Annotated in this window: 8 protein-coding genes; 5 read left to right on the plus strand and 3 right to left on the minus strand. The window is 33.2% G+C overall.

Annotated elements, in window-relative coordinates; genetic code table 11:
- Positions 1-379 precede the first annotated feature (379 nt).
- Both hisG and ETSB_RS07890 read right to left on the minus strand, forming a co-directional pair.
- Entirely contained in the window at positions 380-1,018 is a 639-nt protein-coding gene (gene hisG / locus ETSB_RS07885; RefSeq protein WP_044107307.1) for an ATP phosphoribosyltransferase, read from the minus strand.
- Between the two features lie 171 nt (positions 1,019-1,189).
- The gene (locus ETSB_RS07890) at positions 1,190-1,942 is read right to left on the minus strand and encodes a DUF364 domain-containing protein (RefSeq protein WP_044107693.1); all 753 of its coding nucleotides are present in this window, start codon (positions 1,940-1,942) and stop codon (positions 1,190-1,192) included.
- Positions 1,943-2,067: 125 nt separating this feature from the next.
- Between ETSB_RS07890 and ETSB_RS07895 the strand changes: the two genes are divergently transcribed.
- From ETSB_RS07895 to secF, 3 genes are all read left to right on the plus strand, one after another.
- Positions 2,068-3,051: an alpha-ketoacid dehydrogenase subunit beta gene (locus tag ETSB_RS07895; RefSeq protein ID WP_044107308.1), complete on the plus strand. Its 984-nt coding sequence runs from the start codon at positions 2,068-2,070 to the stop codon at positions 3,049-3,051.
- A 70-nt stretch (positions 3,052-3,121) separates the two neighbouring features.
- A complete protein-coding gene (secD, locus tag ETSB_RS07900) occupies positions 3,122-4,534 on the plus strand; it encodes a protein translocase subunit SecD (protein ID WP_044107309.1) in 1,413 nt (470 codons plus the stop codon).
- 111 nt (positions 4,535-4,645) lie between these two features.
- The gene (secF, locus tag ETSB_RS07905) at positions 4,646-5,575 is read left to right on the plus strand and encodes a protein translocase subunit SecF (RefSeq protein ID WP_044107310.1); all 930 of its coding nucleotides are present in this window, start codon (positions 4,646-4,648) and stop codon (positions 5,573-5,575) included.
- A 9-nt stretch (positions 5,576-5,584) separates the two neighbouring features.
- Here the strand turns inward: secF and murD are convergent, their stop codons facing one another.
- Positions 5,585-6,937, minus strand: a complete 1,353-nt coding sequence (murD, locus tag ETSB_RS07910; RefSeq protein ID WP_044107311.1) for a UDP-N-acetylmuramoyl-L-alanine--D-glutamate ligase — start codon at positions 6,935-6,937, stop codon at positions 5,585-5,587.
- 1,031 nt (positions 6,938-7,968) lie between these two features.
- Between murD and ETSB_RS07915 the strand changes: the two genes are divergently transcribed.
- Together ETSB_RS07915 and gyrA are read left to right on the plus strand one after the other, a co-directional pair.
- Positions 7,969-10,371 carry an endonuclease MutS2 gene (locus ETSB_RS07915; RefSeq protein ID WP_044107312.1) on the plus strand — a complete coding sequence of 801 codons (2,403 nt, stop codon included), beginning with the start codon at positions 7,969-7,971 and terminating at the stop codon, positions 10,369-10,371.
- Positions 10,372-12,873: 2,502 nt separating this feature from the next.
- Positions 12,874-15,510, plus strand: a complete 2,637-nt coding sequence (gene gyrA, locus ETSB_RS07920; RefSeq protein ID WP_044107314.1) for a DNA topoisomerase (ATP-hydrolyzing) subunit A — start codon at positions 12,874-12,876, stop codon at positions 15,508-15,510.
- Positions 15,511-17,409 lie beyond the last annotated feature (1,899 nt).

Below are 17,409 nucleotides of genomic sequence, written 5' to 3' on the forward strand. Positions count from 1 at the left end.
GGAAAAAAGAAAATTTTAATTAATTAAAGATTTTTAAAGATGGGGTAATCAAAGTGCCCAAAAATGTTCCTGTATTTTTAGCTACAGTATTTAATAAAAAAAATAAATATCTATAATTAGATTATGTATATTAGTAATATTTTTGATAAAAATATTACCTAAGTAGGGAAGGAAAAGGTTATATTTCCAGTGTCAGTTTAGTAATTAGAGAGTCACATTTGACTACATTATAAATTATTGATGCCTTCGGAATTAAGAAGTTGAATTGACAATAATTATTTTATCTTTATTTAATTTCAATATTCAATCTTCATAAATAAAAACACAGCTACAAAATATTGTCCCATTATGCTTTATTTTCTATATTTTGTGGCTATAATTAGCTTATTATAATCTTTCTAATTTTGTCAACCCAATAATTAATCTGATCGCAATTCAGGCGATAATTTAGGGGGTGAGCAATTAAATGGGCAGTACTTTCAAACAATGTATCAATTTCTACCAAGCCATTTTGTTTTAATGTTTTTCCGGTAGAAACTAAGTCTACAATTGCTTCTGACATTCCGGTTATAGGTCCTAATTCAACTGATCCATAAAGGGTGATAATTTCTATGGGTAAATTTAAATTATGAAAATAGTTTTTAGCACAATTAACGAACTTAGAAGCTACTTTTCCATGAGGAGGAAGATCTACAGGACGTTTATAAGGACTGGACTGAGAGACTGCAACAGACATTCGACAATGTCCAAAAGTTAAATCTGCTAAATCAGCTACTACGGGATTTTTTTCTAATAATAAATCATAGCCAACAATACCTAGTTGTGCTTGTCCGTATTCAACATAAACTGGAACATCAGTTGCTCGCACTAATAATGCTTTAGCAGTGTTAGTAGAGTCTATAATTTGCAATTGACGATTTTGAGGGTCGAGAAAAGCACCAAAATCAAATCCAATCTCTTGAAAGAGTTTAATACTGTCGGACAAAAGTGCACCTTTGGGAATGGCAACAGTTAACATAGACTATTAATTATAATTAATAGCCGAATTGTCTCATATATTTTTTGAGTTTAGGATACTTTTTTATAGAAAATTTAATGATCTATTACTGGTTAAGGAGACAAAATGGATGAAATAATAGGAACAGAGTTAACTTCGTTTAAGTTAACAAATTTTATAAACACAAAATAATCAGGAAAAATCATACAATTGGTACTGAACTCCTGTTTCAAAAATCCTAACTCCACCCCCTTCAGCAACAGTCTGTCGTAAAACCTTGGGATCAACAACGGTCACTCCTGCAAGATAATCTATCCCAAATTCAGCTAACTCTGCTAACCAAGGAACTGTCGGTCCCATTAATACCAATTTTGCATTCCTAGAAAGTTCTACTAAGCGAGGAAAGGTTTTATTAGGGATAGAAGTCCCCGTTAGAAATACCCAGTCAGACTCGGGTAATAAGTATTCTGATGCAGGTGCGGGAAAGTCGCCAGGACTTGGTTTAAGTTCAATTATATTAATTTGCATTTCAGTTTCGTAACGGTTTAACCCTGGGTAGTGTCCAATAACTGAAACCCGTTTTCCTCGCAATTGGGGAAGAAAATGCTCAAAGACTGCTAAATTGGCTGGACCAGATGAAAAAACGGGCTGGCTTGTTTCTAAGAGGTTAGACTGAGAATTGATCACAGCATTAATTGCAGCCATTCCAATCGTTGCTTGATAAGCATCCCAGGATCGCAACCAGGGGGCTACATCTGCTATGGTTTGATTGACTAGGGTTCCTGACCAGGAAAGGGTACGTGTTGGAATAGTCGGACTCATACACAGTCCAATCTTTTTCCCACGACAAATAGTCCAGGTCAAACCGATAATAACCTCTTGAATGAGTGTAGTGTCGGTACCATAATCTAGGAGTAAATCGTAAATTGCTTGAGGATTGATCATTTCAAAATGAGTAGGGGGCATTTACAGAATAATCTAAAAAATACTTCATGGTTACGATGCCTCTCAAAAAAATTAAAATGTGAAGTTTCAATGATAGGATGACAAGTGCGCTAGCTGGTGAATGTATGGCAGAAACTTTATTATTTAATGCACTCCGTCAAGCTATTGATGAAGAAATGGCATATGACAAAACGGTCTTTGTTTTAGGAGAAGATGTAGGCCACTATGGCGGTTCCTACAAGGTAACAAAAGATCTCTACAAAAAGTATGGAGATCTAAGAGTTCTCGATACTCCAATCGCTGAAAATAGCTTTACAGGAATGGCTGTTGGTGCTGCTATGACAGGGTTACGTCCCATTATCGAAGGGATGAACATGGGTTTTTTACTCCTAGCTTTTAATCAAATTTCTAACAATGCAGGGATGTTGCGATATACCTCTGGAGGAAACTTTAAAATTCCAATGGTCATTCGTGGTCCAGGGGGCGTAGGACGGCAGTTAGGAGCTGAACACTCTCAACGCCTTGAAGCCTATTTTCATGCAGTTCCTGGGCTTAAAATTGTTGCTTGTTCTACGCCTTATAATGCCAAGGGACTTCTTAAAGCAGCCATCCGAGATGACAATCCTGTTCTGTTTTTTGAACACGTTCTTCTCTATAATCTCAAAGAAAAACTTCCCGATACAGAATATACGGTGCCCTTGGATAAGGCTGAAATCGTCCGATCTGGGAAAGATGTCACTATATTAACTTACTCTAGAATGCGTCATCATTGTCTTCAAGCGTTGAAAAAATTAGAACCAGAAGGGTATGACCCCGAAATTATTGACTTGATTTCCCTCAAACCCTTTGACTTAGAAACCATTGGGAATTCTATTAGTAAAACTCATCGGGTGATTATTGTGGAAGAATGCATGAAAACAGGAGGAATTGCCGCTGAATTAATTGCTCTAATTAATGAGAATTTTTTTGACGAATTGGATGCCCCTGTCATTCGCTTATCATCCCAAGATATCCCTACCCCCTACAACGGCAAGCTAGAAAATCTAACTATTGTTCAACCTCATAAAATTGTTGAAGCAGTGCAGAAAATAATTGCATTGCAAATTTAAATGTAAGGGAAAGACTGGGGGTCATCTTTTGTGGTCTGTCTCTCTTCCCTAACTTCATAAAGGAATCATCATGCAACAACAGCGTTTAGTCCTTGGTTTGATCACCGTCCTAGCTATTGGAGCAATCGCCATTTTAGTAGCTATTCCCCTACAATTAGGGTTGGACCTTAAAGGAGGGGCGCAGTTAACCATTCAAGTTAAACCCACCGACAAGATTCAAAATATCAGTCCAGAAGACTTGGAAGCACAGAAAGTTGTATTAGGGAATAGAGTTAATGCTTTGGGGGTAGCTGAACCCATTGTGCAAACCTTGGGACAAGATAAAATTGTTATCCAGTTACCAGGGGTTACTGATTCTCAACAGGCAGAGCGAGTGTTAGGAGGAACCGCTCAATTGGAGTTTAAAGAACAAAAACAGGGAACTGAAGGTAAGTTTCAAGCAGAATTTACAATTAAACGACAATTAGAAGTAGAATTAGCAGTTCTAAGACGGGATGACACATTAGATGAAAATACCGAACGTGTTGTGGAACTGACTCAATCTATTAAACAATCGAACCTTGCCATCTTAGATTTGTTTAAATCGGTCGGTTTAACCGGAAAAAATCTTAACAATGCTCGTCCTAGTCCCACCCAAGCAGGAACTAGTTGGGAGGTAGCTATCGAATTTGATAATGACGGGGGCAAAAAATTCGCCGAACTTACGAAAACTCTGGCGGGAACCGGTCGTAGTATTGGAATTTTTCTAGACGATACCTTGATTAGTGCACCAATTGTAGGTGTGGAATTTGCTAACACTGGGATTACGGGAGGTAGTGCTGTCATTACAGGGAATTTTACTATTGATGGTGCCAATGACCTCGCCGTTCAAATTCGCGGAGGATCTTTGCCATTTCCGGTAGAAGTAGTAGAAAACCGTACTGTCGGGGCAACTTTAGGGAAAGAAAGCATCCGTAGCAGTATTTATGCTGGGGTGGCTGGGTTGATTCTTGTATCAATCTTCATGGCGGTTTATTATCGTCTTCCTGGAATGATTGCTAATTTAGCCTTGGGGGTTTACACCTTATACACCTTGGCTTCTTACGCTTTGATTGGCGTTACCTTAACGCTACCTGGAATTGCCGGATTTATTTTAAGTATTGGCATGGCTGTAGATGCAAATGTATTAATTTTTGAGCGAACTCGTGAAGAATTGCGATCTGGAAATAGTTTGTATCGTTCCGTAGAATCTGGATTTAATCGCGCATTTTCAAGTATTTTAGATAGTAATGTCACTACTTTGATTGCTTGCAGTGCCTTGTTTGGATTAGGGTCAGGATTGGTTAAGGGATTTGCTCTCACACTTGCTATCGGCGTATTGGTAAGTATGTTTACGGCAGTTACTTGTAGCCGAACTCTTTTACTATTAATGGTATTAGGATTGCCCTCAGTCCGTAAAAAACCCGAACTATTTTGTCCTAATCTACCCAAAACTGTTAATTAGTTTTTTCCTTAAATTAAATTTACTAGTGAAACCCTCAAAGGAAAAGAGGAAAAAATTTTATTGATGAATTTCCTAACTGTTACATTCTACTAATTTATTAATGACCAAACAATGAAATTACATATTCTTAAATGGGAACGCTTATGGTGGTCGATTTCAGCACTTCTTATTTTTGCTGGAATCATTGCGATGGTGATTTCCTATTCTACCTTCAACTCGCCTGTACGTCCAGGGATAGACTTTATTGGGGGAACTCGACTACAGTTACAATTAGTCTGTGCAGCAGAAGAAACCTGTTATAAATCCATCGATACAGGGAAAGTCCGAGAAATTCTTGTTCAACAAGGGCTGAATGGTAGTATTCAGGTATTAGAAAACAATATTCTATCAATTAGGAGTAAAAATCTTGATGTTGACCAACGCACTCACTTACAACAAGTTTTAAACAAGAAGATTGGACAATTTAACCCGGAAACTATTCAAATTGATACAGTAGGTCCGACAGTAGGACAAGAGTTATTTAAGTCAGGAATTCTAGCCTTGTTAGTGGCTTTCTTCGGAATCATTATCTATCTTACTGTTCGCTTTCAATTCGACTATGCCTTCTTTGCAATTATTGCTCTCTTTCATGATGTTTTCATTACGGTGGGAGTTTTTGCTGTGTTAGGGTTAATAACAGAAATTGAAGTTGATAGTCTATCTTTGGTCGCTTTATTAACAATTATTGGGTTTTCAGTTAATGATACCGTAGTTATTTATGACCGCATTCGAGACAATATAGACAAAAAGCCTGGCATCTCCATCAACGAGATAGTAGAAACTTCCGTTAAACAAAGTCTTGCCCGTTCCATTAATACTAGTGTTACTACCATATTACCGTTATTGACTATTTTCCTGTTTGGGGGAGAAACCCTAAAATATTTTTCCCTCGCCCTAATCATTGGCTTTCTTGCTGGGGCTTATTCGAGTATTTTTATTGCTAGTACCCTATTAGCTTGGTGGCGTAACCGTACATTTTCTTCTTCTTCGGTAGAATCTTAAAACAAATCACTAACTCAATTCTTGACAGAGTTGTCGAAAATGATCACCACGATGTTCAAAACTCTGGTACTGATCAAAACTAGCGCAAGCGGGAGAAAATAATACCACTTTTACCTTCTGTTTTTGCCCTAATTCTAATCCTAGTTTAACAGCATTTTCTAGAGTTTCTACTATTTCATAGGTTTCATATCCCGATTTTTTTAACTCTTGAGAAAATATTTCAGCCGCTTCTCCAATTAACAAAACTGTAGAAACTCTTTTTTTAATTTGTTTAATCCAACGGTCATTGTCCCCTTCTTTTACTTTCCCCCCCGCGATTAAAATTACTGGAGATTTAACAGAAACTAAACCAACTTCTGCTGCATCATAATTAGTTGCCTTACTATCATTAATAAAGTCAATTCCCCGCACATTACAAATTAGTTCTAGCCGGTGAGGAACTCCTTTGAATTCAGAAATTGACTGAGCTATCACATCTTTTTTGATTCCTGCTAATCGTGCTGCTCCCACTGCCATTAATAAGTTTTGTTGATTGTGAAAACCCACCATTTTAAAAAGATTCAAAGGCGCGATTAATTCCCCAAAAGCAACTATCCAATTATCTTGAATATAGATTCCTTTAGAAGGATTGCAGAGTAAATGATCTTTTCCTTTAGTAGTTGTCCAATAAGCATCAGCCCACTGATGTAATCCCACTTGATGTAAATAAGGATCATCTCCATTAAGGATTTGATATTCACACCGATGCAGGATAGATGCCTTGATAGCATAATAATTATCTAAAGTTTTGTGACGGTCAAGATGATCAGCTGTAAAAGTTGTCCAAATACCAATTTGGGGGGCTAATTTTTTTAAAGACTCTCCTTGATAACTACTAACTTCAGCTATAATCCAATCAAACTTCTCTGAAGATCGAACAAGTTCACAAGCAGCATGTCCAATGTTGCCGCAAGAGGGGGCATTGAGTCCTGATGTTTGAAAAATTGATGCTGTTAGGGCAGTGGTGGTAGTTTTTCCGTTAGTACCCGTAATTCCTACCCAAGGAAACCTATATAAATATCGCCAAGCTAATTCCAATTCTCCGATAACATCAATACCGTGAGCGCGCGCTTCTATCAAAAAAGGAATATCTAAAGAAATTCCTGGACTAACTACAATTAAGTCAGGTGGGTTTGCCACCATCAAAGTTAGTTCATGTCCTAATTTAACCGTGATCCCTTCTTGTTCTAATATTTGTCGAGTTTGTTGTAGAGGTAAGGAGTCAGCGCGATCACTCAAAACTACTTCCCATCCGTCTGTTTTCAGTACTCTGGCTGCGGCAATTCCTGATCTTCCCAGTCCAATAATATAAGCAATGGACATAAGTCTAATGTTGCACCTATCCCTGATTAAAGTAGTCTTAATCTTATCAAAATAACTATCATTTTTCAGCAATACTATTCAATGGTTTTTTCTGATTAACTGATTAATGACCAATATATTACCAATAATTAGTAAGTAAAATAATAAAAAATAATTTAAAAATATTATAATTTTAAAATTTAGTACTTTAATATAAACTTACCGAATAATCTATTATCTATAAAAAATATAGGGAAATTTATTGACTTTATCTTTTAATTAGATATTTAAATATCTAATTAAACTAATTTTTTGTTTTAAACAAAAAACATAAACTGTATTCTTAAATTTTTTAATAAAATATAAATTTTAGTAAAAATTAACAGTTACTAAAAAATAATATTTTTACAAAAAAATAAATAATTCAATAAAAATCGTAGTTTTTCATGAATTTAGAAAGGTTTACATAATTAGTAAACTGTCGCTTTTTTAAACCCAAATAAGTAAAAAACAGTGTAAAAAAAATTTTTTCTCCAGTAAATTATATGCGATTATAGATTATTTTAAATAATATAGTTATTCTTATTATCATCAACAAAGAGATTATTATTTGTAAGTTATTTACAAAACTATTAGTGCAGTCGTTTATTGTCCAGCAGACTTAGTAACCTGTTAGAAAAGAAAAATTGCTATTTTTTTACCATAAACTCCTAATAATAGGGAAAATATCTGGCAGAAATCAATACAACAACAGGTAAACCCGGCAACAATTCCCCATAATTCTTTATCTGTACAATAATCGTGTTATCCTAAGTCTAGGAGTAGCTGCTAGGATTTTGAGCCAGGGCAACATCAGTAAAAAGGTTAATAACTAAGACGGATAAAGCTTTTTTATCAACCTAAGGAAGGTAGACGTAATCACATTGTCTATGCTTTATATAAAGTTGAGTAGACTGCCCTTAAATTTTCTAGTTAACTTTGGCACCATAAACAACATTAGTGACATCTTAAAAACAAAAGTTTTTTTATTTACTATTCTATTAAGTTAAGTTTTGATTCAACAAGAAACCTTAAAACTTCTCGAATGGCCTCGACTCTGTCAACACTTGTCTACCTTTGCTGCGACAAAACTGGGAGTGTCAGCGGCTATCAAATTGTCAATTCCTGACACTATTGAAGAAAGTGAGCAACTATTAGCTCAAACCATAGAAATTTATTGTTTAAAACAGAATTTAGAAGTTCAATGGTCTTTTAATGGGATCACTGATATTGGAGACTCTCTAGAACGAGCTAAATTAGGAGGAATACTTTCTGGACAGGAATTGCTTAATATTGCTACCACTCTAGCTGGGGTGAGGCGACTGCGACGAATAATCAATGATCAAGAAAATTGTCCTATTTTAAAGAAATTAGTAGCAGATATTCGTACTTATCCCGAATTAGAACAGAAAATTAATCATTGTATTGACGAAGCAGGAAAAGTCGCTGATCGCGCTAGTGTCAAATTAGGAGAGATTCGTCGAAACCTTAAAGATATCCGCGCTCATATTTATCAGAAACTCCAAAATATTATCCACCAGCAAGGAGGAGCAGTCCAAGAAGCTGTTATTACCCAACGGGATGACCGCTTTGTAATTCCTGTAAAAGCTCCCCAAAAAGACCAAATTAAAGGTATTGTTCATGATATATCTAGTACAGGAGCAACTATTTATGTTGAACCGAATGCCACCATACAATGGGGTAACCAACGCCGTCAATATTTACGTCGAGAACAGGTAGAAATAGAAGCTATTTTACGTGCTTTAACAGAAAAAATTGCCTTTATTTACGATGAAATAGACTATTTACTTGGAATAGCCACCATTCTTGATTTAACAACGGCTAAAGCCCTTTATAGCTTATGGTTAGAAGGAAATGCTCCCGAATTTGTTGATCCAACTCAAGGAGAACTGATCACTCTGCGAGAACTACGTCATCCCTTGCTTGTTTGGCAACAACAACACGGACAAGATTTTTTTGTTATTCCTATAAATGTTCAGGTTGATCCAAAAATTCGAGTTGTAGCAATCACCGGTCCTAACACAGGAGGCAAAACTGTTACCCTAAAAACTATCGGTTTAGCTGCTTTAATGGCTAAAGTAGGTTTATTTATTCCTGCTAAAGAACCGGTAAAAATCCCTTGGTTTGGACATATTCTAGCAGACATTGGGGATGAACAGTCAATTGAACAAAGTTTATCCACCTTTTCAGGTCATATACGCCGCATCGTTCGTATTCTCGAATCTCTAACAACTACTATTTCCCCCACCCCCTCTCTTTCCCTTGTCCTTCTTGATGAAATAGGTGCAGGAACTGATCCCGCAGAAGGAAGCGCATTAGCGGTCGCTCTCCTTCATTATTTGGCTGATAATGCTTTACTTACCATTGCCAGCACTCATTATGGAGAATTGAAAGCGCTAAAATACCAAGATGACCGTTTTGAGAATGCGTCAGTAGAATTTGATGATCGAACCCTTTCTCCCACTTATCGTCTCTTGTGGGGAATTCCAGGGCGTTCTAATGCCCTAACTATCGCTGGTCGATTAGGGTTAAAGATGGAAATTATTGAAGAGGCTAAAAATCGCCTTGGAGAGTTTTCTGAAGAAATCAATGAAGTTATTGCTGGGTTAGAAAAACAACGAAAAGAACAGGAACAAAAAGCACAAGAAGCTAGTAACTTGTTACAACAAACTAAGGAGTTTTATGCAAAAATTTCAGAAAAAGCTTCCTCCTTGCAACAACGAGAACAGTCGTTAAAACAATATCAAGAACAAGAAGTTCAAAAAGCAATTGCCCAGGCAAAAGAAGAAATTGCTCAAGTTATTCGTAAACTGCAAAAGGGAAAACAAACAGGACAACAAGCACAAAAAGCTACGGCAACTTTACAAGAAATTAGTGAACATCAATTATCTAAACTGGAACAATGTAAACCGGCTTATAAGCCCCAAGTTGGGGAAAAAATTAAATTACTAAAATTTGGACAGACAGCAAATGTATTAGCAATAGATGAAGAACAAAAAGAAGTTACTGTTCGTTTTGGATTAATGAAAATGACTGTTTCTTTTACTAAGATTGAATCTTTAGATGGAAAAAAAGTTGAAGTTACTGCGAGAAAAAAAATCCCTATTACTACTTCATTAACAACCGAAACCCCTCAATCTATTCCGATGATTAGAACATCTAAAAATACCTTAGATATTCGAGGAAGTAGAGTAACTGAAGCAGAATCAAATTTAGAAAATGCAATTTCTAAAGCAACTAAATCAGGAATTTTATGGGTTATTCATGGTAAAGGAACTGGAAAACTACGTCAAGGAGTTCATGAATTTTTAAAGCTACATCCTCAAATAGAAAAGTTTGAATTGGCACCTCAAAATGAAGGAGGCTCAGGAGTAACTATTGCTTATTTAAAATAGTTGATTATCAATAGTTAAGTTTAGTTTATTATTTTATCTTAGTAGAGAATAGTGAATTCTCTAAAATTAATTTATTATTTTGTTTATCTGTTTATATTCGTGTAGTAATTTCAGCAATATAAAATTCACTTTATATTGCTGAAACCTCTCATTTTACCAATAAAAATAAAGCTAATTAAAATAACTAAAAATATTAAAATTATATCTATAAATACGCGATTGAAATAACATAATTATTTCAATCGTGTATTTAAAAGGAATTTATTTTGATAAATATATCATACTAGATTATAATTGCTGATTTATTGCCTAATAAATCAGCAATTATAATCTAGTCAAAATTTTAAAATTATAAGTTTTGTTTAGAGGTTAATAGATAAGAACTAAAACAGATTTACTTGGCGTTAAATGAGCTTAATTTTTAGCAAACTCTACTTGTTTTATTTATTCAGTCATGATTGATTCTGTACTATAGAAGTTTTTAATCATAATTTTGTTAACATTTATTATTTCTAAATTTTGTGATTAAGTATATAATCTTTAAACCTATGTTTATGGATTAATAAAATTTTTACAGTACTTAAAATAAATATATTTAAGTTTTAATGAACTAAAAATAGTTAATTTATAGCTGTAAATAAAGAATGAACAATATTTTAAAAAAAAATTAAACCAATTTTATATATTAATCTTTTTCAAGACTTTAAAAATCTAATAAAAGGGATAAATATATATTTTTCTGCTTTAATACGCGTAAAATTTTTACTATATAATGAACCATACAGTTTGGTATAATTTAATTTTAAAATTACTATTTTTATTAAAGCTAAGATAGCAGAAAGATAGAGAAAACATATATTGAAGAGAATGTACCAGACTTTGAGTTATAGAACAAAAAAGTTAGGTAAATACAGAACAAAACCTATCTAACTTTTCGTTAGACTAACCTGATAATACAAAATCAACTAGTAACATGCTAAGTCAAGAAACTTTTGGATTGAATATTGAACACGTTTTCCGACCTATAAGATCTCTTTTCAATCAGCTTCAATTTTTTATTAATATTTTTTACTATTTTTAAATTCAATTTAAGTAATAATTCCTTGAATTGAATTTAAATTGTGATATTTGTGATGTATATAGTGACATTTTATACATCTGGCTTATTTTAGCTTTTTATTATTTGCTTACATCTTTTTTTTAGATAAGATCTATTGACTTTTATTTAATCTTAATATTTTCTTTAAAAAGTAGTGGTATCTGCGAGCTCTTTAGCTTCTATTTAAATTTTTTTTGATAATTTAATTGAGTATTAACTTATTTAATTACATAAAATATATCTACTCTGCTACTACTTTTACTTATATTATTAATTAATTTATTATATTTTTATAAGCTTTTTAAAGCTCTGTATTTACCTTTTTAATTATTGTGATAATCTCTTTTAATAAAACTTATAGTCATTCTACTATTTTTTTTAGATATTTTGGGGTTTATAATCTGTTCACTCATTTCTTATTAAAATTTACTATTATTACATAATATTTTTTCGTATTTTAATGGCATATAATTTATTAATTATTAATCATTTTAATACCGGTATTTTTTGTTTATAAAAATCTATTTAAGCCTCTTATTATTATTTATGTAAATTGTTTATAATAGTTATATTTAAATATTACCAGCTAAGCTCAATTGAATAATTGAGTTTTTAAATATTTTTATTTTTTTATGAATTATTTTAACCATCAATTGTCTATTATTTTAGGTAATTTTTTTAAAAAAATATATATTTTATGTCTAAGATAAATCGCTTATCATTAATTATTGCCATAAATATTTTTATAATTGAGCTAAAATAAATACTCACCGACTGTTAAGGATATTCTTTTAAAAAAATCTTTAAATCTTACTTAGAACATAACTAACTACGAATAATTTTTACTTTTTTCAATTTTAAAATTTAATTTGTTAAACTGAGATTATTATTGGATTTTATAAAAATAAAATAGGTGAAGGTATTGAATCTAGTATAATTAATTTTATATATAAAAATCGGTAAAATATTACCTAATACGATATTTATAATTTTGAAGAAATTAACGATCAATATTTTTACTTTATCTCTATATTTTTAAATTCAAAACAATAGGCTTAGTAAAGTTATGATTTCATCTAAAATGGCTGGAGAATACTAGAAAAATGAAGTGGGAATAATTTTCTCTTTATTAAGAGAGGAAAGTCGATTAATTATTGATTTCATCACAAAACTAGAAAGTTTAAATCTGTTCTCTGTTATCTCTTCATTAGAGTGTTAATTTTACACGAATAATAGATTAAGTAAAACCTATTATTTAGGATATAGTTATGTTAAAATATAAAAGGATATAAAAATAAATCTAATTATCTAAAATTAAAATTAAGCCTTTGATTAGGCCTTTTTTGTCTCTTTTTAAGACAATATTCCCTTAATCTACAACCTTTAATGGAGTTGATTACCCTATGACTGTCTCTCAAGATCGGATTATTCCCACAGACTTGAGTAATGAAATGTCCCGTTCTTACTTAGAATACGCTATGAGCGTCATTGTAGGAAGGGCATTACCCGATGCTAGGGATGGGTTAAAGCCAGTCCACCGTCGTATTCTCTACGCGATGTACGAACTAGGTTTGACTCCTGAACGCCCTTTCCGAAAGTGTGCAAGGGTGGTTGGGGAAGTCTTAGGGAAATATCACCCCCACGGTGATGCAGCCGTTTATGATGCACTAGTCAGGATGGCGCAGAGTTTTTCGATGCGAAATCCACTAATTGAAGGGCATGGAAATTTTGGATCGGTAGATAATGATCCCCCTGCAGCTATGCGTTATACGGAGTGTCGCCTACAAACGTTAGCAACCAATGCTTTATTAAGAGACATTGAATCAGAAACAGTCGATTTTGCTGATACTTTTGACGGCTCGCAACAAGAACCTGTCGTACTTCCCGCTAGAATTCCCCAATTACTACTTAATGGTTCTTCGGGAATTGCAGTAGGGATGGCGACCAATATCCCTCCCCATAACTTAGGAGAATTGATTGATGGAACCGTAGCTTTGATCGATGAACCAGAAATAGAAGAGATAAAACTGAGAAAAATTATTCCTGGACCTGATTTTCCGACCGGAGGACAAATATTGGGGAGATCAGGTATTAAAGATGCTTATACCACTGGGCGTGGTTCGATTACCATGCGAGGGGTAGCTACTATTACCACCGTTGAACAAAAAGGAAAACCTGATCGCGAAGCCATTATTATCACTCAATTACCTTATCAAACTAACAAAGCAGCTTTAATTGAACGAATTGCTAATCTAGTTAACGATAAACGTATTGAAGGGATCTCCGATATTCGAGACGAGAGTGATCGCGAAGGAATGCGGATTGTGATTGAACTCAAGCGGGATTCTTATCCCCGTGTTGTTCTCAATAACCTCTATAAGCAAACCCCAATTCAAAGCAATTTTGGGGCTAATATGCTGGCATTGGTCAATGGAAAACCACAATTACTTACTATAAAAAAGTTTATTCAAGTTTTCCTTGATTTTCGCATTGAGACCATTATTAAAAGAACTCAATATGAGTTACGCAAAGCTGAAGAAAGGGATCATCTATTACAAGGGTTGCTAATCGCCTTGGATAACTTAGATGCAGTAATCCGACTAATTCGCCAAGCGGCTGATACAGCCACAGCTAAAGAAGAATTAGTTGAACAATTTAGTCTTTCTGTAGTTCAAGCAGACGCTATTCTACAAATGCAATTGCGTCGTCTCACTGCCTTAGAAGCTGATAAGATTCACGCTGAACACAAAGAACTAGGTGCAAAAATTGCAGATTTACAAGATATTTTAGCTAAGCGTGAACGTATCGAAACCATTATAAAAGAAGAACTAGAACAGATTAAATCTATCCATGCTACCCCTCGCTGTACCGAAATTATCCGTGACGACGGAGAAATCATTGATACTGATTTAATTGCTAATGAGCAAGCGATAATTCTCCTTACAGAACAAGGATACATTAAACGAATGCCTGTCAGTACCTTTGGATCGCAAAGTCGGGCAACGCGGGGTAAAGCAGCAGCAAAAATAAAAGAAAATGATGTAGTCGAACATTTCTTAAGCTGTTGTGATCACAATCAAGTGTTATTTTTTAGTGATCGCGGTGTCGTCTATGGTATTCCTGCTTATCAAATTCCCTCAGCTTCTCGAACCGCCAGGGGAATTCCAATAGTCCAAATGTTACCCATTCCCAAGGACGAAAAAATTACCTCCATTTTAGCAGTAAGTGAGTTTAGCGAAAATATATATCTCATTATGTTAACTCGTAAAGGATACATCAAAAAAACAGCCTTAGCCGCTTTTAGTAATATTCGTGCCAACGGGTTAATTGCCATTTCTTTAGGAGAGGGAGATCAACTGCGTTGGGTAAGACTCGCCAGAGCAGAAGATAGCATCATTATTGGGACACGCCAAGGAATGGCAATTCATTTTCACGCTAATCACCAGCAATTGCGACCCCTGGGACGATCCACAAGAGGAGTTAAAGCAATGAAGTTAAAGTCAGACGATAACTTCATTAGTATGGATATTCTTTCAAGTCAAGTGATAGCCGAAATGGAGAATACACAAGAGGAGGAAACTGAAGAATTACTCGAAACTGAAGAATTACTCGAAACTGAAGAATTACTCGAAACTGAAGAATTACTCGAAACTGAAGAATTACTCGAAATTGAAGAAACCACTGGTGGCCCGTGGGTATTAGCTATTACCAATGGAGGTTATGGAAAGCGGGTTCCCGTTAATAAATTCCGTCTTCAAAATCGTGCAGGAATGGGGGTCAAAGCTATTAAGTTTAAATCTAAAACTGATCGTCTAGCATCGTTGCATATTGTGAATGAAGATAACGAGTTGATGATTGTGTCCAACCGAGGGATTGTTATTCGTCAAGCGGTTAATGCTATTTCTCTGCAATCTCGTATGGCTACGGGAGTTAGGGTACAAAGGTTAGACAATGATGACGCAATTGCTGCTGTTACCTTAGTTTCTCAATCTGCACAAGGGGAAGAAAGTAACGAAGTAAACGAAGATCAAGAAGAATAGATTTATAAGTAGGGGTCAACGATTGTCAATCCCTACTAGAAGTTAAGCATTGAAAAATTAACTTAAATATAAGATCTTTTTTTAAAAACCCAGCAGTTATTCTGAAATTAGAGCAATAAAAATTGGCGTAACAACGACAAACCTATAACTGTGATTATAAATCACAGTTATAGGTTTGTCTGTAAATCCTTGATAATAAAATTTATATTAACTTCAAGAAATAATTGGTTTTGGGGTTGGTGCCAGTTATCGATTAACTTTTTTACATTTATTTAGAATTAATAAATGTAAATTATAACGTTGATAGAGCTTTTAAAAAGTTAGTGAGGATATATTCTCGGTCTCTAAATAATTAGACAATTAAATTCGTCCTCAACTCAGGGACAAGTTTATCTTTATTTGTGTTATCTAAAGCTTAAAAGTCAATATTTGCCACAGTTGTTCATAATCAGATTCAGTTTCAATTCCTGATATCGTCTCACAGAATTTTACTCCCATCCAACTAAACCTTTTAAAACTCATTATGCTCTACTGTGAACCTAATAACAGACTCTTATCAGAGTAGAATCAATAAAAATAACTCCTGTATTTTCTTGTTGTCAATTTATAAGAAATAGCATGGTAGCATTATTGTACAGGATATAAGTATAGAAAATAATTATAGTTAACTAGTCCAGGAAATACTTTTTGGTAATGGAGAAGAATCTGTAATGAATAAAAATTTTTAAAGGTTAGCTATCATAACCCATGAAAAGCAATTAAGATGATCATAACTTTATTCATTTTTAAATAAAAACAGTGTCTTTTTTTTGATAAATCCTCCCAATTCAGGAATAGAGAGAGGATATTGTTCAAACTTTAATAGAATTAATTTAGATTACAAAATAATATTAACCAATAATCAGAATTCACTCTAAAAATAATTCTATTTTGAAGTTAATTATGATAATTTAATTGAATTAAGTATAAAAAATATCTAAAAATATAGTTAAGTCAATTAAAAACGACTTATCAATATTTAATATAAAAAACATCTACCTTGACGAACAAATAAAAATTATTTTACTTTTTTAAAAATTATTAAATTATAGTAAAAATTTATGATTTAATAATCATGTTATCTAAAATCATTACTTTATTCAATTAATCGTGTAATTAATATTAAAGGGGTAAAGGTAGCTAATTAATATTTGATCTTTACTGATCAAATATTAATATGAATTAAAAATATAACCAACAAAGTTTCATGTCCTTACCGTAAATATTTTATCAATAAATAAAAGTCATTAAAATTACCTGGATAGAGTTTTAAATATCCCCTTAAGTAATTATTTAAATTGTTTTTAAAGTAAATTTAAATCGGTTTAGATAAATTTAATACCATGAATTGTCAAGGAAATAACTAAATAAAGTTATTTAAAAAATCTCAGAAACTAGTGTTAAAACTGCTTCTCAAAAAAAGAGAATGAACTCGTCAGAGATCGACAGTTAATTAAAAAAGTTAAAGACATATTTTTTAAGACACAAATATCACAAAATAAAAAAATTAGGACCTGATTATATAATTTCTCTTAAAAGAAGAAAAAATATATAACAGTATTAGTTTATATTAAAAGTTAAACCTCTATAGTCTGATTAGAGAATTGAAATAAAGAAGTAATAACATAATGGTTCTCTAGCTTGGTTTCAGAGATATTGAGTTGAATAAAATAGATCAGTACAAATTTGTAAATATCCTATAAACAGTGCTGTAAAAAAAATATTTTAGAATGATTAAAATAGTAGAAAACAAATTAATAATAAGTTATATTAGCAAATAAAAACGAATTAATTTTAGTAAAACTTAAAAATCGAAGAGAGAGATATAAAAAGCTAGCTAAAATAAGCCATAGAAAATAT

The organism is cyanobacterium endosymbiont of Epithemia turgida isolate EtSB Lake Yunoko (genome assembly GCF_000829235.1).
GTDB lineage: Bacteria > Cyanobacteriota > Cyanobacteriia > Cyanobacteriales > Microcystaceae > Rippkaea.

Bases quoted from the DNA above. Each gene is read 5' to 3' on its own strand.
- hisG (WP_044107307.1), bottom strand. From the start codon at position 1,018: ATGTTAACTGTTGCCATTCCCAAAGGTGCACTTTTGTCCGACAGTATT.
- ETSB_RS07890 (WP_044107693.1), bottom strand. From the start codon at position 1,942: ATGATCAATCCTCAAGCAATTTACGATTTACTCCTAGATTATGGTACC.
- ETSB_RS07895 (WP_044107308.1), top strand. From the start codon at position 2,068: ATGGCAGAAACTTTATTATTTAATGCACTCCGTCAAGCTATTGATGAA.
- secD (WP_044107309.1), top strand. From the start codon at position 3,122: ATGCAACAACAGCGTTTAGTCCTTGGTTTGATCACCGTCCTAGCTATT.
- secF (WP_044107310.1), top strand. From the start codon at position 4,646: ATGAAATTACATATTCTTAAATGGGAACGCTTATGGTGGTCGATTTCA.
- murD (WP_044107311.1), bottom strand. From the start codon at position 6,937: ATGTCCATTGCTTATATTATTGGACTGGGAAGATCAGGAATTGCCGCA.
- gyrA (WP_044107314.1), top strand. From the start codon at position 12,874: ATGACTGTCTCTCAAGATCGGATTATTCCCACAGACTTGAGTAATGAA.